Annotated in this window: 17 protein-coding genes; 9 read left to right on the plus strand and 8 right to left on the minus strand. The window is 70.6% G+C overall.

Annotated features, from left to right (window positions below; all coding sequences use genetic code 11):
* Positions 1-81: 81 nt before the first annotated feature.
* From pknB to M8542_RS35525, 5 genes are all read left to right on the plus strand, one after another.
* Positions 82-2,103, plus strand: coding sequence for a Stk1 family PASTA domain-containing Ser/Thr kinase (gene pknB / locus M8542_RS35505; RefSeq protein WP_257924701.1), 2,022 nt, complete (start codon positions 82-84; stop codon positions 2,101-2,103).
* Positions 2,100-2,309, plus strand: coding sequence for an NfeD C-terminal domain-containing protein (locus M8542_RS35510; protein WP_020644793.1), 210 nt, complete (start codon positions 2,100-2,102; stop codon positions 2,307-2,309). The genes pknB and M8542_RS35510 overlap by 4 nt, the downstream gene beginning before the upstream one ends.
* A 57-nt stretch (positions 2,310-2,366) precedes the next feature.
* Positions 2,367-3,872 (plus strand): SPFH domain-containing protein, encoded by a 1,506-nt coding sequence (locus M8542_RS35515; protein WP_257924702.1) that lies wholly within the window; start codon positions 2,367-2,369, stop codon positions 3,870-3,872.
* A 136-nt stretch (positions 3,873-4,008) separates the two neighbouring features.
* Positions 4,009-4,710 (plus strand): hypothetical protein, encoded by a 702-nt coding sequence (locus tag M8542_RS35520; protein WP_257924703.1) that lies wholly within the window; start codon positions 4,009-4,011, stop codon positions 4,708-4,710.
* 185 nt (positions 4,711-4,895) lie between these two features.
* A complete protein-coding gene (locus tag M8542_RS35525; protein ID WP_257924704.1) occupies positions 4,896-6,212 on the plus strand; it encodes a wax ester/triacylglycerol synthase family O-acyltransferase in 1,317 nt (438 codons plus the stop codon).
* A 152-nt stretch (positions 6,213-6,364) separates the two neighbouring features.
* Here the strand turns inward: M8542_RS35525 and M8542_RS35530 are convergent, their stop codons facing one another.
* The gene (locus tag M8542_RS35530; protein ID WP_257924705.1) at positions 6,365-7,201 is read right to left on the minus strand and encodes a helix-turn-helix transcriptional regulator; all 837 of its coding nucleotides are present in this window, start codon (positions 7,199-7,201) and stop codon (positions 6,365-6,367) included.
* A gap of 86 nt (positions 7,202-7,287) precedes the next feature.
* On the opposite strand from M8542_RS35530, the gene M8542_RS35535 reads away from it, so the two are divergent.
* Positions 7,288-8,070, plus strand: coding sequence for an SDR family NAD(P)-dependent oxidoreductase (locus M8542_RS35535; RefSeq protein WP_257924706.1), 783 nt, complete (start codon positions 7,288-7,290; stop codon positions 8,068-8,070).
* On the opposite strand, the gene M8542_RS35540 is transcribed toward M8542_RS35535, so the two are convergent.
* From M8542_RS35540 to gltB, 7 genes are all read right to left on the minus strand, one after another.
* Positions 8,067-9,458: a class II 3-deoxy-7-phosphoheptulonate synthase gene (locus M8542_RS35540; protein WP_257924707.1), complete on the minus strand. Its 1,392-nt coding sequence runs from the start codon at positions 9,456-9,458 to the stop codon at positions 8,067-8,069. The genes M8542_RS35535 and M8542_RS35540 overlap by 4 nt on opposite strands.
* A gap of 219 nt (positions 9,459-9,677) precedes the next feature.
* Positions 9,678-10,001: a hypothetical protein gene (locus M8542_RS35545; RefSeq protein ID WP_257924708.1), complete on the minus strand. Its 324-nt coding sequence runs from the start codon at positions 9,999-10,001 to the stop codon at positions 9,678-9,680.
* A gap of 66 nt (positions 10,002-10,067) precedes the next feature.
* Positions 10,068-11,459 carry an alpha/beta hydrolase gene (locus tag M8542_RS35550; RefSeq protein ID WP_257924709.1) on the minus strand — a complete coding sequence of 464 codons (1,392 nt, stop codon included), beginning with the start codon at positions 11,457-11,459 and terminating at the stop codon, positions 10,068-10,070.
* A gap of 81 nt (positions 11,460-11,540) precedes the next feature.
* Positions 11,541-12,428 (minus strand): trypsin-like serine peptidase, encoded by an 888-nt coding sequence (locus M8542_RS35555; protein WP_257924710.1) that lies wholly within the window; start codon positions 12,426-12,428, stop codon positions 11,541-11,543.
* Positions 12,429-12,540: 112 nt separating this feature from the next.
* The gene (locus tag M8542_RS35560) at positions 12,541-15,747 is read right to left on the minus strand and encodes a P-loop domain-containing protein (RefSeq protein ID WP_257924711.1); all 3,207 of its coding nucleotides are present in this window, start codon (positions 15,745-15,747) and stop codon (positions 12,541-12,543) included.
* 113 nt (positions 15,748-15,860) lie between these two features.
* Positions 15,861-17,369: a glutamate synthase subunit beta gene (locus M8542_RS35565; RefSeq protein ID WP_257924712.1), complete on the minus strand. Its 1,509-nt coding sequence runs from the start codon at positions 17,367-17,369 to the stop codon at positions 15,861-15,863.
* On the minus strand, positions 17,362-21,915 hold the full coding sequence (gene gltB, locus M8542_RS35570) for a glutamate synthase large subunit (RefSeq protein ID WP_257924713.1): 4,554 nt from the start codon (positions 21,913-21,915) through the stop codon (positions 17,362-17,364). The genes M8542_RS35565 and gltB overlap by 8 nt, the downstream gene beginning before the upstream one ends.
* A 312-nt stretch (positions 21,916-22,227) precedes the next feature.
* Here gltB and M8542_RS35575 point away from each other — a divergent pair, with 312 nt between their 5' ends.
* The 3 genes from M8542_RS35575 to M8542_RS35585 all read left to right on the plus strand — a co-directional run bounded on the left by M8542_RS35575 (position 22,228) and on the right by M8542_RS35585 (position 24,570).
* Positions 22,228-23,016 (plus strand): SDR family oxidoreductase, encoded by a 789-nt coding sequence (locus tag M8542_RS35575; RefSeq protein ID WP_257924714.1) that lies wholly within the window; start codon positions 22,228-22,230, stop codon positions 23,014-23,016.
* Positions 23,017-23,116: 100 nt separating this feature from the next.
* Positions 23,117-23,506 (plus strand): hypothetical protein, encoded by a 390-nt coding sequence (locus M8542_RS35580; protein ID WP_257924715.1) that lies wholly within the window; start codon positions 23,117-23,119, stop codon positions 23,504-23,506.
* 17 nt (positions 23,507-23,523) lie between these two features.
* Positions 23,524-24,570, plus strand: coding sequence for a hypothetical protein (locus M8542_RS35585; protein WP_257924716.1), 1,047 nt, complete (start codon positions 23,524-23,526; stop codon positions 24,568-24,570).
* The last annotated feature ends 7 nt before the right edge of the window (positions 24,571-24,577 follow it).

Here is a 24,577-nt window from a genome sequence, read left to right on the forward strand (position 1 = left end):
GTCCCCTCACCCGCTAGTGCGCACGGGTGACCCGCGAGGTGTCGTCCACCAACCGTGTCGGGTTCCGTACGATCCCTACCTGTGACACGCACCCACCCCAGCCTGGTCGGCACGCTCCTCGAGCGGCGCTACCGGGTGGACCGGCTGCTCGCCCACGGCGGAATGTCTTCCGTCTACCGGGGGACGGACACCCGGCTGGACCGTCCGGTCGCGATCAAGATCATGGACCCGCGCTTCGCGGACGACCGGTCGTTCGTCGACCGGTTCGTGCGCGAGGCCCAGTCCGCGGCGCAGCTGCACCACCCCCACGTCGTGGCGGTGCACGACCAGGGGTTCGACCTGCCCCCGGGCGCCGAGTCCGGGCTCGCCTTCCTGGTCATGGAGCTGGTCGACGGCGGCACGCTGCGCGACCTGCTCGACGAGAAGGGCCCCCTCGACATCGCCCTCGCGCTGAGCGTGGCCGAGCCGGTGCTCTCGGCGCTGGCCGCCGCGCACCAGGCCGGGCTGGTGCACCGCGACGTCAAGCCGGAGAACGTGCTGATCGGCCGCTCCGGGCAGACCGGTGGCGCAGTGAAGGTCGCCGACTTCGGCCTCGTGCGGGCGGTGGCGAGCGCGGGCACGACCAGCTCGAGCGTCATCCTCGGCACGGTCGCCTACCTGTCGCCGGAGCAGGTCGAGACGGGCTCGGCGTCCTCTCGCGGCGACGTCTACTCGGCCGGGATCCTGCTCTACGAAATGCTCACCGGCCAGGTGCCCTACACCGGCGACACCGCGATCTCGGTGGCCTACCGGCACGTGAACGACGACGTCCCGCGCCCGAGCGAGCTGCGGCCCGACCTGCCGCCCGCGCTCGACGACCTGATCACCCGCGCGACCCGCCGCGACCCCGCGCTGCGCCCCGCCGACGCCGGGGAGTTCCTGACCGAGCTGACCGCGGTGCGCGCGCAGCTGGGCCTGCTGCCGGTGACCGTGCCGATCCCGGTCTCCCGCGGCCAGGGCGACGTCGCCGACACCGAACGCACGCTGCCGCGGATCCCGCAGGTGCTGCCCGACACCGAGAAGACGATGCCGGTGCACCGCCCGAACGCGACGCGGGCGCTGAGCCACCCGGGCACGCCGCCGCCGGGCCTCACCCAGCAGATCCCACCGGTCCGGCCGCCGCGGCGCCGCAGCGAGCCCGAGCCGGAGAAGAAGCCGGTGGACAACCGGAAGAAGTTCGCCATCATCGCCGGCGCGGTGCTGCTGTTCGGCGGGCTGGTCACGGCGTTCGTCTTCATGCTCACCGACACCGGCGGCGACAAGACCGCGAGCGTGCCGCACCTCGTCGGGCTGAACCAGGCCGCGGCCGGCGACGCGCTGCGCGCGGTGAAGCTCAACCCGCAGTTCAGCCAGGAGTACGACAACACCGTGCCGTCGAACACCGTGCTGCGCGCCGAGCCCGCGGAGGGCACGCCGCTGCAGCCGAACTCGACCGTGTCGGTCGTGCTGTCGAAGGGCCGCCCGGTCGTGCCGGACATCCGGCCCGGCACCGCGCTGCCCGACGCCGAGCAGGCGATCAAGACCGCGAAGCTGACCCCGGCCCGCGGCACCGACGACTACGACGCCGAAGTCCCGCAGGGCGCGGTGATCCGCACCGAGCCGTCGGCGGGCAGCCAGCTCAACATCGGCGGCCAGGTCACGATCATCGTGTCGAAGGGCCCGATCCCGCTGCCACCGGTCCCGGACGTCACCGGGCGGAGCAAGGACGAGGCGTTCCAGCTGCTGCAGCAGGCCGGGTTCGAGCCGTTCCAGGCCGGCGAGGAGTTCAAGCAGGACGTCCCGGGCGGCGCCGTCACCCGCACCGACCCGCCGGCGAACTCGACGGCCAAGGAAAAGCGGATCGGCGTCTTCGTCAACAACGCCGTGCAGGTGCCGGACGTCCGGTTCCGGTCGTTCGACGACGCCCAGAAGATCCTCGAGCAGGCCGGGCTGAAGGCCGACCGCGACGGCGGCCGGGGCCGCGGCAACGGCGGCGGGTTCGACTTCGTGTTCAACCAGGACCCGCAGCCGGGCACGTTCGTGCAGAAGGGCAGCAAGGTCAAGCTGAAGGGCTTCGGGGGATGATCGGCAGCCGCGGCCGCGTGACCGGCACGATCGGCCCCGGCCTCATCGGCGAGGTGCTCCTGAACGTCCGGGGCGGCACGGAGGCGTTCTACGCCTACCCGGCCGACCCGGACGAGACCTTCAGCTCCGGCACGCAGGTGCTCGTCGTGGACTTCGAACCCCCGCGGACGGTTTATGTCGAACGGTGGCAACCGTTGAGCCGCTGAGGGCGTCGTAGAGGCACCAACGCACCCACAACAGAAAAGAGCGAGGGGGTCGGTGCCATGAGCCTCTTGGAAATCGTGCTGCTTTCCGCCGGTGGACTCATCGTCGTACTGCTGGTGATCTTCGGGATCCTGCGGTTGCTGTACAAGGTCGCGGAGCCGAACGAAGCGCTGATCATCTCCGGGCTCGGCGTCCGGGTCGACCGCGCGGACACCGCGGACAGCCTGGGCTTCAAGATCATCACCGGCCGCGGTGTGAACGTCCTGCCCGGCTTCCAGACCGCGCGGCGGCTGTCGCTCGACACCCGCGGCGTGAACCTGCAGGTCTCCTGCGTAACCAAGCAGGGCCTGCCGGTCACCGTGCGCGCGGTCGTCATCTACAAGGTCGGCGACGACTTCGCCTCGATCGCCAACGCCGCCCGCCGGTTCCTGGACCAGCAGAAGGGCATGAACGACACGATCCACGAGCTGTTCTCCGGGCACCTCCGCTCGATCGTGGGCGGGCTGACCATCGAGGAGATGATCCACAACCGGGACGCGCTCACCGGCGAGGTGCGCCAGTCCTCGGCCACGGAGATGATCAAGCTGGGGCTGATCGTCGACTCGCTGCAGATCCAGGAGATCGACGACGAGTCGGGCTACATCAACAACCTGGGGAAGCCGCACGCCGCCGCGATCGCCGCGTCGGCTCGCATCGCCGAAGCGCAGCGTGACCAGGAGGCGGCCGAGGTCGAGCAGGTGTCCGCGGCGAAGAAGGCGTCCGCGGTCCGCGAGAGCCAGATCCAGCAGGCCGGCTACCAGGCCGAGGTCGACGAGGCCCGGGCGAAGGCGTCCCAGTCCGGCCCGCTGGCCGAGGCGACCGCGCGCCAGGAGGTCGTCGTGCAGGAGACGCGGGCGGCCGAGCTGGAGGCGGCGCTCGCGGAGCAGCGGCTGCAGTCGCAGGTCCGCAAGCCGGCCGACGCGAAGGCGTACGACACGCGGACGACGGCCGACGCCGCCCGTGACGCGTCGATCGCCAAGGCCCAGGCCGAGGCGAAGGAGACCGAGCTGCGGGCCGCGGCGGACGCGACCCGGGTGAAGACGGCGGCCGAGGCGGAGGCGCAGGCCACGAAGGCGCGCGCCGAGGCGTCGGCGAGCGCGACCCGGGCCACCGGTGAGGCCGAGGCGGCCGCGGCGAAGGCACGTGGTCTGGCCGAGGCCGAAGCGGCTCAGGCCAAGGGCCTCGCCGAGGCGGAGTCGGCCCGGGCGAAGGGTCTCGCCGAGGCCGACGCGATCAAGGCGCGGGCCGCGGCGCTGGCCGAGAACCAGGAAGCCGTCGTGGCGCAGCAGCTGGCCGAGCGCTGGCCGGAGATCGTCGAGGCCGGCGCGAGCGCGTTCGGCAACGTCGACCACATGGTCGTGCTCAACGGCGCCGACGGCATGTCGGACATGTTCGCCAAGGCGCTTTCGCTCGGCGGAACCGGTCTCGGCCTGGCGCGGCAGCTCATGGACGCCATGGGCAAGCCGACCGAGAAGCAGCTCGACGAGCACGCCCGGCAGAACGGCGAGCTCAAGCTGAGCGACTAGTAGGTGACTCTGCGTACGGCCCTTGTGTCCCGGATCACGGGAAGCAAGGGCCGTACGCCCGATCGGGGGCGGAAATTCCCGGGCCGGTGTCCTACCGTGGGCGCATGGTGCCGGACAGCCTGTCGCGGACCGCCCGATGACGTTCTTCAACGGCGGTCCGCGTGAGCGTCCCCTGTTCCCCGTCCCGGAACAGGAGCTCTACGCGTTCAACGGACGGCACTGGACCGATCCCCCGCGCGAGCACATCGTCCCGGCGGTGCTGCCGTGGGCGCAGCCGCTGGGCCGGTCCGAACGCACGGTGATCGCGCTGCGGGCCATCGAGGTGTGGCCCGAGTCGCTGACGCTGCGCATCACCGTGTACGGGCGCGACAGCCTGCTCGACGACCCCGCCGAGGGACTGATCGACCACCGGCGGAAGCCGGACTACAACGGGTTGCTGATCGGCGTCCTCTACGCCGACGGCAGCCGGGCCAGCTCGGAGACGATCTCGGTGCCCTCGGCGTCGGAGCCCGAGGGCCCGGTGCTGCGCGCGCAGCCGACCGGCGGCACGCGCTTCGCGGTCGACCACGAGGTGTTCCTCTGGCCGCTGCCCCCGGCCGGCCCGCTCAAGCTCGTCGTGCAGTGGACGGACCGCGAGATCGCCGAGTCGCGCACGACGCTCGACGGCGGCGCGATCCGGGCCGCGGCGAAGGACGCCGCGGAAATCTGGCCGGGGCTGGGCAAGCGGCAGGTGAACGGCCTGCCGGTGCGCCGCGTCGGCAAGCAGGTCGCGCTCACCCCGGAATGGGGGCCCGCGGTGGTTCGGGCGGACGAGCCCGAGCCCGCCCCCGGGGAGTAGCCGGATTCTTGGTCTGTGACCCCGGGCACCGGCGCCCGGGGTATCTCGAATGGATGAACGGGGTGGGTAGTTAGCGTCGTGGAAACACTTCGACCACCCGGCTGTCATGTCGGGCTGGTGTTGTGAGTCTCCTCCCCTTCCGACGCACGTGGCCGTGCACACCCGCGAACCCGGAAAGGTCGCTCATGGCAGGCTCGCCGCTCAGCGCACTCGACGTCGCTTTCCTTTGCCTGGAAAGCGAAAACTCCCCGATGCACATGGGCGCGGTGGTGACGTTCTCGCCGCGCCGGCGAGTGGATCCCGCCGCGCTGACCGCGATCCTCGCCGAGCGGGCCGCCCGGCTGCCGAAGCTGCGCCAGCGGGCGCGCGCGGAGCTGTTCCCGCCGGGCGCGGCGCGCTGGGCCGACGACCCGGGGTTCGTCGCGGCGGACCACATCCACCACGTCGTGCTGAGCTCGCTCTACGAGCCGGAGCCGCTCGCGGCGTACGCGTCGCGGTGGATCGCCGAGCCGCTGGACACCACGCGGCCGCTGTGGCAGCTCACCCTGGCCACCGGCCTGCCGGACGGGAAGTTCGCGCTGCTGCTGAAACTCCACCACGCGCTCACCGACGGCGCCGGGGCGTACGCGGTCGCGGCCGGCCTGCTCGACGGCGTCAAGCTGCCGGAGCGGATCGCCGCGCCGGCCCGGCCGATCCCGGCACCGCGTTCCACTTTGGACACGGTGAAGGACGCGCTGGGCACCGTGTGGGGCCAGGCGAACGAGACGGCCGGCATCGCTTCGTCACTCGTGCGGGCCGCGCGGCCGCCGTTGTCACCGGTGTCGGCGCCGCCGTCGGCGCAGCGTCGGCTCGGATTCGTGCGGCTGCCGCTGCCGGACCTGCGCCGGGTGCGCCAGGCCCACGGCGGCACGACCAACGACGTCGTGCTCGCGGTGCTTTCCGGCGCACTGCGCGAATGGCTGGTGAACCGCGGCCACCGCGCCGACGGCCGCACGCTGCGCGCGCTGATCCCGGTGAGCGTGCGCGGCCGGGCGGGCGCCCAGCTCGGCGGCAACAAGCTGTCGGGGTACCTGTGCGACCTGCCGGTCGGCGAGGACGACCCGGTCGAGCGGCTGCGGGTGGTCCGCCGGGCGATGACGCGCAACAAGGCGGCCGGCCCGAGCCGCGGCGCGGGCGCGCTGCCGCTGCTGGCCGACCGCGTCCCGGCGCTGCTGCACAGGCTGGGCACGCGCACGGCGGGCCAGGCCGCGCCGATGCTGTTCGACCTGGTGATCACGACGGTCCCGATCCCCCCGGCACGGCTGTCGCTGGACGACGCGCGGCTGGCGGAGGTGTACCCGTTCGTGCCGCTGGCCCCGCGCCACGCGGTGGGCATCGCGGTGGCGACCTACCGCGACGCGGTCCACATCGGACTCCAGGTCAACGGCGAGGCGGTGACCGACGTCGGCTCGCTGCGGGACGCGGTCCTGAAGTCCGCGTCCCGCCTGCTCGACGCCAGCTAGCCCCGGCCCCCAGCGCCCCAATGTGGCCTTGGTTGCGTCAGACGCACCCAATGTGGCCTTCGGTGCGTTGAATAAGCACTGCGGCGCGGAGCGCCTCCGTTGAGGGTGGCGGTGGGGGCATCGGTGGAGCACCGAAGGCCACATTGGGGCGCTCAGGACCTGACGCCCGCCGAGCCCACCACCTCCAGGAACGCCAGCGCTTCGGCCCCGCGCGAACCGGGCGGCGCCGTGTAGAGCACCAGGTGCTGGTCGCAGTCGGGCACGGCGAGGGAATCGCAGTCGACGGTCACCTCGCCCACCGTCGGGTGCCGGAACGTCTTCGTGAGCACCGGCGTCGCCTGCACGTCGTGGCGCTCCCACAGCCGGGCGAAGTCGGCGCTGCCCGCCCGCAGCTGTTCGACCAGCCCGCGCACGTCCGGGTCCGCCGGGTAGCGGGCCAGGGTGGCGCGCAGCTCCATGACGACGGTGAGCCGGAACTCGGCGGCGTCGGAGATCCCGTACGGCGGCTCGGCCGGCCCGAGGAACGCCTTGCGCGCGAGGTTGCGCCGCTCGGGCGCGACGGTGGCGAAGTCCTCCATGAGCGCGGCGGCGAGGTCGTTCCAGGCCAGCACCTCGAACGTCGCGGAGATGACGAAGGCGGCGGTCTGCGGCAGCCGCTGCAGCAGCGCCAGGATGCTGGGGCGGACGTCGCGGGGGTGCCGGCCGCCGCGGATCGGTGCGGTGCCCGCGACGACGTGCAGGTGCGCGGACTCGGCGTCGGTCAGCCGCAACGCCTCGGCGATCCCGGCCAGGACCTCACCCGACGGACGCGGCGCCCGGCCCTGCTCGAGGCGGACGTAGTACTCGGTGGAGATGTGCGCGAGCACCGCGACCTCCTCGCGGCGCAGCCCCGGCGTTCGCCGGCGGGGCCCGGCGGGCAGGCCGACGTCCTGCGGCCGCAGCCGCTCACGACGGCTGCGGAGGAACGCCCCGAGCTCTTGCTTGTCCACCCGTCCAGTATGCGGACGCGCCGCCACCGGATCCTGGTACGGCTTGTGCCTGCCTACCGGCGCCGGACCGGGGCAGCGTCTCCACCATGACGAACACCAGCGACTCCCCCTCGATCGGCCTGCTCACCGGCAAGGTCGTGCTCATCACCGGCGCCAGCCGCGGCATCGGCGCCGCCGCGGCCCGCCTCTTCGCCAGGGAAGGCGCCGCCGTCGTGCTGGCCTCACGCGGCGTCGAACGCCTCGAGCGCATCGCCGGCGAGATCCGCGACGCGGGCGGCGACGCCGACGCCGTCGCGCTGGACCTGGCCGATCCCGCGAGCATCCGGGCCGCCGTCGACCACGTCGAGCAGCGGCACGGCCGCCTCGACGGGGCGTTCAACAACGGCGCGGCCGGCCAGCGGCCCGGTCCGCTGGAGACCACCAGCGAGGAAGACATCGACCAGCAGTTCGCGGTGAACTTCCGCGCGCACTGGACCGCGATGACCGCCGAAGCCGCGCTCATGCGCCGCGGCGGTGGCGGGGCGATCGTGAACACCTCAAGCATCGGCAGCCGCCGCGCAAACCCCGCTCTGCCCGCCTACGGCGCCATGAAGCGGGCGCTGAACAGCCTCACCGAGACCGCGGCCGTGACCTGGGCGCCGCACGGCGTCCGCGTCAACGGCATCACACCCGGCGGCACCGCCACGGACATGATCGACGCGTGGGAAGCGGCCAGCCCGGGGGTCGTCGGGCAGATCACCGCGTCGATCCCGCTCGGGCGCATGGCCGAGCCCCGCGAGGTCGCCGAAGCGGCCGCCTGGCTGCTCAGCGACCGCGCGTCCATGGTGACCGGCGCGATCGTGCCGGTCGACGGTGGCGCCGGGGCCTAACCTCGCAACATCTCCGCGACCAGGAACGCCAGCTCCAGCGACTGCTGCGTGTTCAGCCGCGGGTCGCACGCGGTCTCGTAGCGGCCCGAGAGGTCGACGTCCGAGATCTCCTGGGCGCCGCCCAGGCACTCGGTGACGTCCTCGCCCGTCAGCTCCACGTGGATGCCGCCCGGGTAGGTGCCCAGCTTGTTGTGCACCTCGAAGAAGCCCTGGACCTCGTCGACGATGCGGTCGAAGTGGCGGGTCTTGTAGCCGGTCGACGACTCGTGCGTGTTGCCGTGCATCGGGTCGCACTGCCAGATGACCTTGTGCCCGGACGCCTCGACCCGCTCGACGATGCCGGGCAGCACCTCGCGGACGTTGCCGTTGCCCATCCGGGCGATCAGCGTCAGGCGGCCCGGCTCGAAGCGCGGGTCGAGCCGCTCGACGTACTCCACCGCCTGCTCCGGCGTGGTCGTCGGGCCGATCTTCAACCCGATCGGGTTGGCCAGCAGCTCGGCGAACGCGATGTGCGCGCCGTCTAGCTGGCGGGTCCGCTCGCCGACCCAGAGGAAGTGCGACGACAGGTTGTACAGCTTCGGGTTCGCCGCGTCGGCGTTGTCCAGGCGCAGCATCGACCGCTCGTAGTCGAGCAGCAGCGCCTCGTGGCTGGCGAAGATCTCGGTCGACTGCAGCGACGTGTCGGTGACGCCGCACGCGTTCATGAACCGCAGGCCGCGGTCGATCTCGTTGGCCAGCGCCTCGAACCGCTGCGCCGCCGGCGAGGCCGACACGAAGTCCTTGTTCCAGTCGTGCACCTGGTGCAGGTCGGCCATGCCCGCGCCGGTGAGGGCGCGGACGAGGTTCATCGCGGCGCCCGCGTTCGCGTACGCGCGGATCATCCGGCCCGGGTCGGGCACGCGCAGCTCGGGCTTGGCGACCAGGGAGTTGATGATGTCGCCGCGGTACACCGGCAGGCCCAGCGCGTCGGTCGCGGCCGAGCGCGGCTTCGCGTACTGGCCGGCGATGCGGCCGACCTTGACCACCGGGAGGCTCGCGCCGTAGGTCAGCACGACCGCCATCTGCAGCAGCGTGCGCAGGTTGGCGCGGATGTGCGGCTCGGTGTTGGACTCGAACGTCTCCGCGCAGTCGCCGCCCTGCAGCAGGAAGGCCTCGCCGCGGGCGACCATGGCCAGGCGGTCCTTCAGCCGGTCGATCTCCGGCGGGACGGTGATCGGCGGCACGCTCTCCAGCACGCCCCGGACCCGGCGGGTGGCGTCGGGGTCGGGCCACTCCGGCTGCTGCGCGGCCGGGAGGGCCAGTGCCTTGTCGAGCCGGGCCCGCAGTTCGGGCGGGAGCGGCGGCAGTTCGGGCAGGGTGTCGACGGGGACGTCCACGGTCCAGTTCACGACCACCAGGATAAGGTTCCCGCCGGACAGCGGTGCTGCCGGTGGGCCACCGAGCCCCCGGCGCGCGGGGTGTAGACCCTCACGACCGCCTTTTTCCCACGCTGAGCTGGGGACTTCTCATCCCGGTTACCGGCTCGCCGGTGACCCCGGGCGGGCCGGGGTCACCTGGCGGCCTTCGTCCCCGTCGCCGGAGTCAGCACCTTCGGGCCGCGGACCTTTTCAGCACGGCCGCCCGGAGGCGAAAGTCGCGAACACGTTCGCGGCCGAGAACGCCGGCAACCGCAGCACCAGGCCGCTGTACTTCGGGCCGGTGAACAGGCACCAGTCGTCCTGGCTGCCGTTGCCTTCCCGGACGGCCCGGAACGGCGGGTCGATCGACGGCGTCGGCACCGCGAGGCAGATCGACGTCCCGTCCACCCCGGTCAGCCGGACGCTTTCCGGGATGCAGACCGTGGAAGACGGCGCGGGCTGCGCGGCCGCGGGTGCGGCGAGCAGGCCGAAAGCGGCGAGTGCGGTCACCACCGGAACCAGTATTCTTTTCATGATTTCTCCCCTTTTTGTGTACCGCAGGGGGAAATGAATCACCGTCGCGACCGGCGCGAATTCCCCCTATCGAGCAGATTGGCAGGAACTGTCGGCCGCGGGGAAGACCCCGTCACGCAGATAGCCCAGCACAGCTTGGTTCCCGCACGCGTTTTTCCGAGTGAAGACACCGTGCCCGCCGGCGTCGACGGTGACCAGACGCGCGCGGGCCCCGAACGCCGCCCGCGTCTCGCGCGCGCCCGACAACGGCGTCGCCGGGTCGCGCAGGTTCTGCACCAGCAGGACGTTCGCCGGGCCGGGGCCGCCGAGGCGCACCGGCGGCTCCGCGCGTTCGACCGGCCAGAACGCGCACGGGTTCACGTTCGCCGCGGCCGGGCCGAACATCGGGTGCCGCGCCCGTTCGCGTTCGACCGCGTGCTGGTAGAAACCGAGGCGTTCGGGCCAGTCGTTGTCGTTGCAGATCACCTGCAGCTGCAACGCGGCGTGCGAGTCGTTGTCGAGCGGCCCCGCCGCGGCCCGCGAAGTGCCCACCCAGTCCGCGGCGATCGCCGGGAACGACGCGTCGTCGTAGAGGCCGTTCCAGGTGTTCGCGCGGAACTCCGGCCCGCGGACGGCGGCCAGTTCGGCGAACTTCGCCGTCACCGCGGCTGGGGTCCGCCCCAGGTGGTAGTCGTCGTCGCGGGCGGCCGCCCACGCGGCGAAGTCGGGGAACCGGTCGTCGAAGCCTTCGGCGAACCGCTGGTTCGCGACGACGTCGAGACCCCGCGGGCCGAGGACGCTGTCGAGCACGATCCGGTCGCCGCGGCCGGGGAACATCGACGCGTACGCGGCGCCGAGGTAGCTGCCGTAGGAGACGCCGTAGTAGGAGATCTTCCGCTCCTCCAGCGCTTCCCGGATCCGGTCGAGGTCGCGCGCGGTGTTCGCGGTGGTCATGTGCGGCAGCAGGTCCGCGGTCGCGGCGGCACCGCACTTCCCGGCGACGACCCGCGCTTTCGCCGCGGTGGCGACGACGTCACGCGGTCCGTTCGCGTACGGGCCGAGCACCGCACCGCGTTGCTCGGCGGTCAGGTCGCAGGTGACCGGCGTGCTGTAGCCGGTGCCGCGCGGATCGAAGCCGATGACGTCGTAGGCGTCCGGCAGGCCGGAGCCGCCCATCCGCTGCACGAGCTGGGCGGGCATGGCGAGCCCGGGACTGCCCGGGCCGCCGGGGTTCATCAGCAGCACGCCACGCCGCTTGCCGGGCACGCCGGCGTGGCGCGAGATGGTCAGCTCGATCGTGCGGCCGGGGTGCGCGTAGTCGAGCGGCACGCGCAGTTTCGCGCATTCGAGGCCGGCGGTGGGCGACGGCGACAGCCCGTAGTCCGGGCACGGCGCCGTCCACTTCAGACTCGGCGAGGCTTCGGCCGGCGGCGTCGCGAGCAAGGGCAGGAAAGCCAGGAGTACCAACGCTTTTCGCATGTTCTGAGCTTGGCCCGGCAAGCGGTCGCGGACGTCAGCCCAGGGGCCGGCCCCGCGAGTCCACCCCTGGGCTGACGACGGTCAAGAGGATTGCGCGCGGTTGTAGAGATTCTGCGCGTCGGCGCCGAAGTACGGCCCGAACATGTAGCCGGGCAGGAAGACGTACCCGAAACTGTTCACCGACGCCTGGACGCCGGCGCCGGTCCCTTCGTTGAACGACAGGAACCACGGGCCGCCGCTCGAGCCGCCGGTCATGTTGCACCGCATGCCGTGGTCCTTGGTCAGCAGGAAGTCGGTGAAGGTGGTGCCGCTGCAGTAGTCCAGCTTGGTGCCGTCGTAGGGCGCCTCGGCCGGGTAGCCGAAGGTGTACATGCTCTGGTTTTTGGGCTGGTTGAAGGCGATGCCCTGCGCACCGACGACGTCGGTGAGCCGCTGCCCATTGAGCGGGTTCACGACGGCCATGCCGACGTCGTAGTTCATGTCCTCACTGGCTTCCCACTGCGGCGTGGTGAGGGTGGTCTTGGCGGCCCACTGGCTGTAGGGGGCGTTGCCGTTGTCGTACCCGGGGACGAACGTCCACTGGGTGTGCCAGGTGCCCTGGTACTTGACGCAGTGCCCGGCGGTGACGACGACGCTGCCGTTGGTGCTGGTGACGGCGTCACCCGAGCAGGAGGCGTTCTGGCCGTTGAAGACGAAGAAGACCCGCCCGGCGGTGTGGGTGACCTGGCCGCCGCCGGTCCACACACCCCCGCCGTTGGGGATGCTCTGGATGATCGCGCGCTGTCCTTTCGCCACATCTTGCGGCGTGAAGGCGGGCGCCTTGACGAGGTGGTCCATCGGAACGGCCGCCCGCATGGCCTCGGGCGTCCAGAAGGGTTTCACCGCGGCTTGGGCGGGCACACCGACCAGGCCGAACGCAAGGGAGAGGACCGCGGTGACGACCGCTGCCCGGAAAGTCGTGTGCTTCAAGACGCCCCACCTTTCCGCGGAGGTGAATTGTCGCAAAAGCGGCATAACTACTCGAAAGTAGTTGTCCGTGTACGCAGTGCACAGCCACCGTTCGGCGTAATGGGCCGGCGCTTCAGCCGTCTTCGGGGCGCAGACCCAGGCGGGCTTCCTGCAGCGTGACGAACTGGTCGACCACCTCGGTCAAGCCGGCCTGCTCGGCCGGGTTGAGCAGTGGCAGGACCCGAGCCCAGTCACCACCCCGCATGTACTCGGCGAGCACACGCGACCGAAGGGGCCCGTCTACACTGCCCGCGATCTCCAGCAGAGCCCTTTCCAGGTCGAAAGATTCCAGCGATGTGACCGCCAGCCGCAGTGCGCGCTCGCCGTCGTGCCTGGCCAACTCCCCGAGGAACGTCCGGACCGCCGAGCTGCCTCTGAGCTCGAGACCGAGCAGGATTTCGATTCCATCGTCACACTTCGCAGCTCCGAGGGCCTTTGCCAGTGCTTCGGCGTACTCGGCCCGGTCATCACTGTCCGCCTGCCGGACGATGCCGACAGCGTCATCGTCCCTTCCCATCGCACACAGTTCTTCGATCACACGGCACCGCGCCTGCCCGCGTTGATATCGGTTTTCCACAGTGTCCACGCGCTCTAGCGCACGGTCGGGGAACCCCGCCGCGCAGTAGAACTCGACCGCATACCGCGCGTCGAGCTCGCCGGGAAGGCCGTCGACGCGCTCGACGATGCGGCGTATCTCGCCAGTTTGCCCTTGTTCTCGGAGACGGCGAAGCAACGGCGTAAGAGTCTTCATTACCTCGGCCGGGTCGCCGAGCCGGAACGCGAGCGACTCCGCGACGTTCACGTCGCCCGACTCCGCCAGGAGCCGGGCAGTCGGCTCGACGTCGTATGCCGTCAAATCGGAAACCAGGACAACCGCGGCGAGCCGCTCGGCGGCGTCGACGTTCTTCGTCGTCGTGACGAACTCCACGAAGCTCCGCAACGCACCGGTGTAGCGGTAAGAGACATCCACCTGGCGAGCGATCGCTTCCGCTCGCCAGGCCAGCTCCCGGGCAGCTTCAAGGTCGCCCGCCTCGAAAGCACCTTCGGCCATCGCGGTCAGCGCCGCGGCTCGGGCAGCGAACTCCCGCTCACCTTCCCGATCCGACAAACTGCTTCGCAAAAGTGTCTCGGCGCGTGCCATCTCCCCCTTTGCAACGAGGTGCTTCAGCACTTTGCGAAGGCCGAGTTCGTCGTAGGAGGACCCCAGGCCGCCGAGCGCGGACTCCGCGAAAGCGACGTTGTCGTCCTCGAGAGCGATTTCTATGATCTTCAGCAGCAGGCTCTCGCGCTGCCACTCTTCGAAAGCGCTCAACCCTGCAACCGCCACTTCAGGATCGACCCGCGCCGCCGCTTCAAGGTCCATCCTGGCGAACAGTTTTCGCGCCGATTCATCGCCGAGTTTGCCAGCGATCCGGTGCACATCAGAAATTTCGCCACCCGACGGCAAGAGCGCGCGAGCAGCTCGCTCGATCACGACTGACAAGTACGAAAGATTCAGCCCAGCCGAAAGTTCGATCGCAGACTCCAGAAAACCCGCCTCGACCAATGAGATCGCCACCCAACGAATCGCCAGGTGCCGAAAAACTCCTTCACGGATCTCGTCGGCGACTGTCCGGAGCAATGCGACATCTTCCGGCCGTTCGGCGGCGGCGACCACGAGAAGCGCTCGTGCACGCCAATCGGAATCCGCGAGGCCTTCGGCCATCGATCTCGCGCGGGCGAAGTCCCCGGTTCCGGCGATCGCGCTCACGAGCCGGGTACGAAGGTCGGGGTGCTGATCTTCGCGCAGAGCTTCGACCAGCAGCCGGTCGACGCGGTCGATCAGCCCGGCCGCCACCATGACTTCCAACAGTTCAAAGATGGCGTCGGCCCGCCGGTCCTCTGCCGAAATCGACCGGGCGAGTGCTTCGGCCCGGTCGAAGTCACCCATCCTGGCCCACAACGCCGGAAGCCGCTCAGGCGTCCGCGCGTTCCGGTCGCTGAGGTCGTCGCGGTGCATCGTGAGTTTGACCAGGCTCATGACGTCGGGCTCGGGTGAGGCGCAGAATGCCGCATGGACTTCGGCGATTTCCGCCTGAGCCGCTTCTTCGCCACCGGCGACCTCGATGAGGCGGCGCTGCCTCGGCAGATCCGTGACGCACTCGACCACGCGATCGAGCTGCCCGGCTTCCTGGAGCAACCGCGGGTAGCCGTGCAGCAGGAACTGCGGCGTCTCGGGCGGCCACCCTTTGGCGCGATAGCTCTCGGCCCACTTCGTGATTTGCTCGCCGTAAGCGCGCACCGCTTGCTCTCCGAGCTTCTCCGCAGCTTCGGCGAACAAGCCCTGGTGGCCGAGCAAGTAGACTTCGGGAGCGGTCTCGGGCCGCCAACGGGCGTGCCGGCGACTGAATGCCCGGCTCTTGACACTGTTCAGGACCTCACTGACGTGGGTCCCACCAAGCTCCTCGAGGTCCCGGCGGCTGAGCCCGCTGCGGGCGGCCACGAGCAAGCCGAGGACGTCCTTCGCCTCACCCGCGTCATCGGCGAGCAAGCGCTCGAGATCGAGCTTCATCGCGTACTTCGCCGCGGAAGCCGCGGGAGATGGTGCGAGTTCGCGCACGATCGCCGGGTCGCGCAGGGGGTGATCGTCGCGCACCGCCGCCGGGATGCCGGGGTTCGGCCGCCCCGAGACGATGACGCGCAGCCCGTGAGCGGGGCGCCGCGGCAGCAGCTCGGCAATGCTCTTGGCTCCGCGTTCGTCCCCCGCGCCCCGGTCTTCGTCCAGCCCGTCGACGACGAGGATCAGCCGCCGCCCGCGGTCCGCGCACACTCTGGCCGCGGTTTCGAGCAGACCCCGGAAGTCGGATTCAGTCGCCGGCTCGGGGGCTCTGACCTCCGACACAGCGGCCAGTTGCGGAACGACTTCCCGCAGAAAACCCGCACGTGTGTCGGCCCGCGTATCCCGTGCCGTGATGAGGAACGAGACCACTTGGACTTCCTCGGGCGCGTCGAGCACGAACGTCGACATCAGCGCGGTCTTCCCGCTCCACGCCTCCGCCCGCCACCACACGTAGCCGGGTGAAGGGTCGGGAGCCAGGCAGAACCGGGTCAGCTCGGCCAGCTCGGCCTCGCGCCCCACCAGCCTGCCGGGCGCCACGTCGCGGACCGTCCCGAGGTACAACCACGCCGCCGGGCCGGGCGTGCCGTAATGGACGGCGCCGATCTGGACGACGGTCCCGCTCATGTCGCCGCTGACGGTGACCCCGTTCTCGACGGTGACCGGCTCGTCCGGCTGGCTCATCGACAGTCCCCCTCTGCTGGCACTCCCAGCGTCGTCGGCTGAGCGGAGGGTGTTACACCCGGAACGAAAAGGCCCCCTCGCCGAGTGGCGAGGGGGCCTTCGTGAACCGAACGTCAGACGACCGCGAGCGGCAGCGCAGTCGGATGAACCGGCGCCGGCAGATCCGACGCCCCGGTCAGGAACGCGTCCACCGCGTTCGCCACCGAGCGACCCTCGGCAATCGCCCACACCACCAGCGATGCCCCACGGTGCGCGTCACCGCAGACGAACACCCCAGGCGTCTCGGTCTGCCAATCCGCCCCACACGACAGCGTTCCCCGGCGGGTCAACGAAAGACCCAGTCCCGAAAGGAGCGGCATCTCCTCGACACCCTCGAAGCCGATCGCCAGCAGGACCAGATCCGCCGGCAGCGTCTGGACCTCTTCGCTGACCGGGATCACTTCGCGGCGACCGGTCGCCGGGTCCTTCTGGACGCGGACCTGCTGCAGCTCCACCGCCGTCACGCGGCCCTCGGGGGAACCGACGAAACGCTTGACCGCCACCGCGAACTTCCGCTCGCCCGCCTCTTCGTGGGCCGGGTACGTGCGCAGGATGTACGGCCACGTCGGCCACGGCGACCGGGAGTCGTCCCTTGTGGACGGTGGGGTCGGGTACTGGTCCAGTTGGGTCACCGAAAGCGCGCCCTGGCGTGTTGCCGTGCCGTAGGAGTCGGCTCCGGTGTCGCCGCCGCCGATGATCACCACGTGCTTGCCCTGGGCGTCGATCGGGGATGGGCCGTCGCCCTCGACGAACTTGTTGGCCGGCACCAGGTGTTCCATCGCCAGGTGGATGCCCGTCAGCTCGCGGCCCGGCGTCGTCGTGTCGTCGCGGCCGCGCAGGGCGCCCACCGCCAGCACCACCGCGTCGTACTGCGCGCGGAGGTCCTCCACCGTGAGGTCGACGCCGACCTCGCAGCTCGTCACGAACTTGGTGCCTTCCTTGCGCAGCTGCGCGAGGCGGCGGTCGAGGACCTTCTTCTCCATCTTGAACTCGGGGATGCCGTAGCGCAGCAGCCCGCCGAGGCGGTCGTCGCGCTCGAACACCGTCACCTCGTGGCCCGCGCGGGTCAGCTGCTGCGCCGCGGCCAAGCCCGCCGGCCCGGAGCCGACCACCGCCACCCGCCGGCCGGTCGACTCCTCCGACACCTGCGGCTGGACGTAACCCGCTTCCCAGGACTGGTCGGCGATCGTCTGCTCGACGCGCTTGATCGACACCGGCCCACCCGAGGCCGGCGAAATCGACAGGACGCAGCCCGCCTCGCACGGCGCCGGGCACAGCTTCCCGGTGAACTCGGGGAAGTTGTTGGTGGCGTGCAGCCGGTCGCTCGCCGCGGCCCAGTCGCCGCGGCGGACCAGGTCGTTCCACTCCGGGATCAGGTTGCCCAGCGGGCAGCCGGAACCACCGGAGTGGCAGAACGGGATACCGCAGTCCATGCACCGCGACGCCTGCTTGCGCACCTTCTCGTTGCGCTCGCCCGGGTCGACGTCCGCGTAGACCTCGCCCCACGAAGAAAGCCTTTCCTCGTAAGACTTCTTCGGCGGCTCTTCGCGGTCGTACTTCAGGAAACCGGTCGGGTCAGCCACGAGCGGCCTCCATGATCGCCTCGTCGACGTCGCGGCCGGCGGCACGCGCCGCCTTCGCCGCGTCCAGGACCCGCTGGTAGTCGCGCGGCATCACCTTCGTGAACGCCGCCGAGCGGCGCGGCCAGTCGCCGAGCAGCGAGGCCGCCACCGCGGAGCGGGTGAGATCGTAGTGCTGTTGCACGGTTTTCTTGAGCTGGACCAGGTCGTCCGCGCTCGGCTTGAGCAGGTCCACCATGTCCTGGTTGACCTTCTTGCGGTCGACGTCGAGCACGAACGCCACCCCGCCGGACATGCCGGCCGCCAGGTTCCGCCCGGTCGGGCCGAGCACCACCGCACGGCCGCCGGTCATGTACTCGAAGGCGTGGTCGCCGACGCCCTCGGCGACGACCGTGGCGCCGGAGTTGCGGACGCAGAACCGTTCGCCGACCTGGCCGCGCAGGAAGATCTCGCCGGCCGTCGCGCCGTAGGCGATCGTGTTGCCCGCGATCGTCTGCGCTTCGGCGGCGAACGCCGCGTCCGGGTCGGGGCGGACGACGATCCGGCCGCCCGAAAGCCCCTTGCCGACGTAGTCGTTCGCGTCGCCGACCATGTCGAGGGTGATGCCCCGCGGCAGGAACGCGCCGAGCGACTGCCCAGCGGATCCGGTGAGCGTGACGTTGATCGTGCCCTCGGGCAGGCCGTCTCCGCCGTAGCGGCGGGTGATCTCCGAGCCGAGCAGCGTGCCGACGGTGCGGTTGACGTTGCGCACCGGCAGCTCGATGTTGACCTGGTGCGCGTCTTCCAGCGCCGCCTCGGCGAGCTGGATGAGCGTGCGGTCCAGGGCGTGCTCGAGGCCGTGGTCCTGGCCGCGGGTGCGCCGCTTCGCGCCACCGTACGGCGTCTCGGACGGCATCTCGAAGATCGGCGCCAGGTCCAAACCGGACGCCTTCCAGTGGTCGACGGCCTCGTCGGTGTTCAGCAGCTCGGCGTGGCCGATGGCCTCGTCGAGCGTCCGGAACCCCAGCGACGCCAGCGTTTCCCGGACCTCTTCGGCGACGAACTTGAAGAAGTTGACGACGTGCTCGACCTGGCCGGTGTAGCGCTTGCGCAGCTCGGGGCTCTGCGTGGCGACGCCGACCGGGCAGGTGTCGAGGTGGCAGACGCGCATCATGATGCAGCCCGCGACGACGAGGGGGGCCGTCGCGAAGCCGTATTCCTCGGCGCCGAGCAGCGCCGCGATGACGACGTCGCGCCCGGTCTTCATGGCGCCGTCCACCTGGACGGTGATCCGGTCGCGCAACCCGTTGAGCAGCAACGTCTGCTGGGTCTCGGCCAGGCCGATCTCCCACGGCGTGCCCGCGTGCTTGAGCGAGTTCATCGGAGACGCGCCGGTGCCGCCGTCGTGCCCCGAAATGAGCACGACGTCCGCGTGCGCCTTGGACACGCCTGCCGCGACCGTGCCGACACCCAGCGAGGACACCAGCTTCACGTGGATGCGGGCGTGCTCGTTGGCGTTCTTGAGGTCGTGGATCAGCTGCGCCAGGTCCTCGATCGAGTAGATGTCGTGGTGCGGTGGCGGGGAAATCAGGCCGACGCCCGGCGTGGAGTGCCGGGTCCGCGCGATCCACGGGTACACCTTGTTCGGCGGCAGCTGGCCACCCTCGCCGGGCTTCGCGCCCTGCGCCATCTTGATCTGGATGTCGTCGGCGTTGACCAGGTACTCGCTCGTGACACCGAAGCGGCCCGAGGCGACCTGCTTGATCGCGCTGCGGCGCTCGGGGTCGTAGAGCCGCTCGGGGTCTTCGCCGCCCTCGCCGGTGTTGGACCGGCCGCCGAGCCGGTTCATCGCGATGGCCAGGGTTTCGTGTGCCTCGGCCGAAATCGAGCCGTACGACATCGCGCCGGTGTTGAAGCGCTTGAAGATCGCTTCGGCCGGCTCGACCTCGTCGAGCGGGATCGGCTCGCGCACGCCGTTCCGGAAGGAGAACAGCCCGCGCAGCGTGCCGCCCTCGCGGTAGAGGCGGTGCACCTCGTCGGTGTAGGAGCGGTACACCTCTTCGCGGCCGGTCTTGGACGCGTGCTGCAGCAGGAACACCGTCTCCGGCGTGAACAGGTGCAGCTCGCCCTCGCGGCGGTAGGCGTACTCGCCGCCGGTGTCGAGTCCACGGTGGACTCGCTCGGTCGGGTTGTCCGGGTACGCGCGGCGGTGCCGCACGGCGACCTCTTCGGCGAGCACCTCGAGCCCGACGCCGCCGAGCTTCGACGACGTGCCGGTGAAGTACTCGTCGAGCAGGTCCTGGCCCAGTCCGAGGGACTCGAAGACCTGGGCCGCGGTGTACGCGCCGACCGTCGAGATGCCCATCTTGGACATGATCTTCAGGACGCCCTTGACCAGCGCCTGCACGTAGTTGCGGACCGCCTTCGCCGGCTCGATGCCGGTGACCGCGCCCTGCCCGATCATGTCCTCGATGGTCTCGAAGGCCAGGTACGGGTTGACCGCGGCGGCGCCGTAGCCGAGCAGCAGCGCGATGTGGTGCACCTCGCGTGCGTCGCCGGATTCGACGACCAGCGCGACGCGCAGGCGTTCCTTGGTGCGGACCAGGTGGTGGTGCACCGCGGAGACCAGCAGCAGCGACGGGATCGGCGCCATCCGGTGGTCGGAGTCGCGGTCGGACAGCACGAGCGTGCGCGCGCCGGCCGCGATCGCCTCGGACGCCTCACGCCGGACGCGCTCGATCGCACCGGCCAGCGCCTCGGCGCCGCCGTCCACTTCGTACAGTCCGGAAAGGACACTGCAGGCGAAGCCCGGCAGGTCGCCGTCGTCGTTGATGTGGATGAGCTTGGCCAGCTCGTCGTTGTCGATGACCGGGTACGGCAGCTTGAGGTGCCGGCACGACGCCGGACCGGGGGCCAGCAGGTTGCGCTCCGGGCCCATGATCCGCGCCATGCAGGTGACGAGCTCTTCGCGGATCGCGTCCAGCGGCGGGTTGGTCACCTGGGCGAAGTTCTGCTTGAAGTAGTCGTAAAGCAGCCGGGACCGCTTCGACAGCACCGCGGGCGGGGTGTCCGAGCCCATCGAGCCGATCGGCTCGGCGCCCTTCTCGGCCATCGGCGCGAGCAGGATCTTCAGCTCTTCTTCGGTGTAGCCGAAGGAAAGCTGGCGGCGCAGCACCGAGTCGTGGCTCTGCACCACGTGGTCGCGGTCGGGCAGCTCGGCGATCTTCAGCAGGCCCGCGTGCAGCCAGCCTTCGTACGGGAGCTTGCCGGCGAGGGCGGACTTGACCTCTTCGTCGTCCACGATCCGGCCGGCGGCGGTGTCCACGAGAAACATCCGGCCGGGCTTGAGCCGCCCCTTGGCCACGACGTCCTTGGGTGCGACGTCCAGGACGCCCGCCTCACTGGCGAGCACGACGCGGTCGTCGGCCGTGCGCCACCAGCGCGCCGGGCGCAGGCCGTTGCGGTCCAGGACCGCCCCGACCAGGGTGCCGTCGGTGAAGGTGACGCACGCCGGGCCGTCCCACGGCTCCATGAGGCTCGCGTGGAACTGGTAGAACGCGCGGCGCTCCGGCTTCATGGTGGCGTGGTTCTCCCACGCCTCCGGGATCATCATCAGCACGGCGTGCGGCAATGAGCGGCCGCCGAGGTGCAGCAGCTCGAGCACCTCATCGAACGACGCCGAGTCCGACGCGTCGGGCGAGCAGATCGGGAACAACCGCGAAAGGTCGCCGTCGATCAGCTCGGACTCGAGCAGCGCCTCGCGGGCCCGCATGCGGTTGCGGTTGCCGCGGATGGTGTTGATCTCGCCGTTGTGGGCCACGAACCGGAATGGGTGCGCCAGCGGCCACGACGGGAAGGTGTTGGTGGAGAAGCGGGAGTGCACCAGGGCGATGGCGCTTTCCAGCCGCTCGTCACGAAGGTCGCCGAAGAACGCGGGCAGCTGCTCCGGCGTGACCATGCCTTTGTAGACGATCGTCCGCGAGGACAGCGACGGGAAGTAAGTGCCACAGCCCGAGTTCGCGCTTTCGTGCTCGACGCGCTTGCGCAGGCAGAACGCCAGCCGGTCCAGCTCCAGTCCCGACTTTCCGTCGCCGGTGACGAAAAGCATCGCGAAGCAGGGCATGACCGAGCGGGCGGTCGGGCCGATGTCGGCGCGGTCGGCGTCGACCGGCACCTCGCGCCAGCCGAGGACTTCGAGGCCCTCTTCGACGGCGATGCGCTCGGCGAGCTCGACGGCCTTGCGGCGTTGTTCGTCATCCTGGGGCAGGAACGCGATTCCGGCGGCGTAGCGGTGGTGGCCCTGGTCGTCGGGCTCGGGCAGCTCGAAGCCGGCCTCGGCGCGCAGCAGCGCGTCGGGCAGCTGCAGGAGGATGCCCGCGCCGTCACCGCTGGTCGGCTCGGCGCCGGCGGCGCCGCGGTGGTCCAGGTTGGTCAGCGCGGCCAGGCCGTCGGTGACGATGCCGTGCGAACGGCGCCCGCGGATGTCGGCCACCATGGCCACACCGCAGGAGTCCTGTTCGGTCTCCGGGTCGTAGAGACCCTGTTTGCCGGGAATGGCGGAGAAGATCATGAAGGGACCTCCTTCGTCGTCTGTCGTGCGGGGCCGGGCTACCGGCCGGGGAGCGCACGGGACGACGATGGCCCGCTTGTTAGCGCGACTTTAACACCTGGGAAACAGGCCAGCATCGTTTCGGAGCGCCCCGAACGGCGCCGGACGGTAACGATCTGGCTGCGTGGAACGACATAGTTCCTGATGGGTTCCCGGTAGTTCGCTCTGCTAAGTATACGGCCCGCAAACGCCCGTCAAGCCCAACGTGACGCGGCCGACCCGGCTCACCCGGAAGTGTGCCGCGGGTCACTAGAACGTGTTACATTTCGCCGCATGATCCTCGACCGGTTCAAGCTCACCGACCAGGTCGCGGTGGTCACCGGCGCGGGCCGCGGGATCGGCGCGGCCACCGCCGTGGCCCTCGCCGAAGCGGGCACCGACGTGGTCATCGCCTCCCGCACCGAAGCCCAGCTCGACGAAGTGGCTTCGCGCGTCGCGGCCGCGGGCCGCCGGGCCCACGTGGTGGCGGTGGACCTCTCCTCCCCCGAAGCCGCCGCGGCGCTGGCGTCGACGGCGGTGGCGGAGTTCGGCCGGCTCGACCTGGTGGTCAACAACGTCGGCGGCACGTACCCGCGACCCCTGCTGGAGACGACGGCGGAGTTCCTCGAAGAGGCGTTCCGCTTCAACGTCGCGACGGCGCACGCGCTCACCGCGGCGGCGGCGCCGTCCCTGGTGGCCTCGGGCGGCTCGGTCGTCAACATCTCGTCGGTGATGGGCCGGCTGTCCGGCCGTGGTTTCGCGGCCTACGGAACGGCGAAGGCGGCCCTGGCGCACTACACGCGCCTGGCGGCCGCGGACCTGGCGCCGCGGGTGCGGGTGAACGCGATCTCGGTCGGTTCGGTGGCGACGTCGGCGCTCGAGATCGTCGTCGGCAACCCGGAGCTCAAGGCGAAGATGGAGGCCGCGACGCCGCTGGGGAAGATCGGCGAGGCCGAGGACATCGCGGCGACGGTGGTGTTCCTGGCGTCGCGGGCCGGCGGGTACCTCACCGGCAAGATCCTTGAGGTCGACGGCGGCCTGCAGTCCCCCAACCTGGAGCTGGGTTTGCCCGATCTGTCCTGACCGGCGATTTTTTCGCCGAACCACCCACGCCTCGTGTCCACCCGGTGTCATAGTGTGGCCCGACCATAGGGATCACCAGGGGAGAACGAGGGGGAGATCCGTGGCCGACTTCGAAGTCGACCCCGCGGCCATGCGCGAGTACGCCGGGGTGGTGGACGGCCTGCACCAGGCCGTCGGCAAGATCGACGAGTACATGCGCTCGACGGCGTGCGACAAGTCCGGGTTCACCGGCCTCTTCACGGTGCTGCACCCGGTCGTGGACCTGGTCGGCAACCTCTACGGCGAAACGCTGAAGTTCGGGGACGCCCGGCTGACCTCGCTCAGCCAGGGCGTCCAGTCGGCGGCGGCCGCGTACACGACCCACGACATGAACTCGGCGAAGCTGCTGGACGAGCTGCGCGCCAAGCTCGAGTCGGCGGGTGCGGGCGGCGCGGCCGGCGAGCCGGGTGGGGTGCCCGACGACTTCCCGACGATGCCGCACCCGGCCTGAGACGAGGGGGAGCCGAGATGGCCAAGTCGCACCACGGCGGCGGGACGTCCACCAAGGACAAGCCGAAGAAGAAGGACGAGAAGCCCGAAGAAAAGAAGAAGAAGGACGACGGCGGCGGCGACGAGCCGAAGGAGCATTCGCCGGCCCCGGGCGCGGGCGCCCAGACGTCGTTCGGCTTCGACGACGGCAGCTCGATCACCGAGCCGCTGCAGAAGCCCGAAGACACCTCCGAAGACGACGTCCAGGACCTCGTCAAGGACGCCGGGGTCGAGGTGCTCGCCGTCGAGTGGGTGTACCAGAAGATCACCGGCACCACGCTGACCCAGCAGTTCATCGAGCCGCTGACCGGCGACTTCTCCAAGATGTCGGCCGACGCGGTGGCGTGGCGCAACATCGGCGAGACGATGAAGGCGTTCTCCGTGGTGATGTCGGAGAACGAGAAGGTGCTCGGCGAGCACTGGACCGGCCCGGCCGCGCTGGCGCACCGCGCGTACGTCGACCTCGGGTGGAAGGCCGGCCTCGCCGCCGAAGCCGGGATCGCCGAGCTCATCGCCAAGGGTTTCGACCTGCTGGCCGAGACGTCGAAGAAGCTGGCCGCCAAGGCACTGGACCTGCTCAAGAGCCTGATCGACCGGCTGCTGGTGATGGCCGCCGAGGCGTGCGTCCCGATCGCCGGCTGGGTCGCGGACGCGATCACCGCGCTCAGCGAGATCATCCCGCTGATCGACGCGCTGATCTCGATCATCGACATGATCAAGGACATCGTCGAGAAGGTCGGCGACCTGTGGAACTCGCTGAAGGACATCGGTTCGCAGCTGGCGAAGATCAAGGACGTGCACAGCGTCGGCGACCTGGTCGACATCGGCAAGGGCATCGCCGGGGACGTCGGCGACATCAAGGACGACGCGAAGAGCATCTCGGGCAGCGCCCACGACATCAAGGACAAGGCCAAGGAAGGCGTCGAGGAGCACCGCGACCGCAAAGCGGAGACCGAGAAACGCCGTGAGGAGCGGGCCGCCAAGGTCCGGCCGGCCAGCGGGCGCATCAGCGGCCGGATCGACTAGGAGAACC

This window comes from Amycolatopsis iheyensis (assembly GCF_024703995.1).
GTDB classification, from domain to species: domain Bacteria; phylum Actinomycetota; class Actinomycetes; order Mycobacteriales; family Pseudonocardiaceae; genus Amycolatopsis; species Amycolatopsis iheyensis.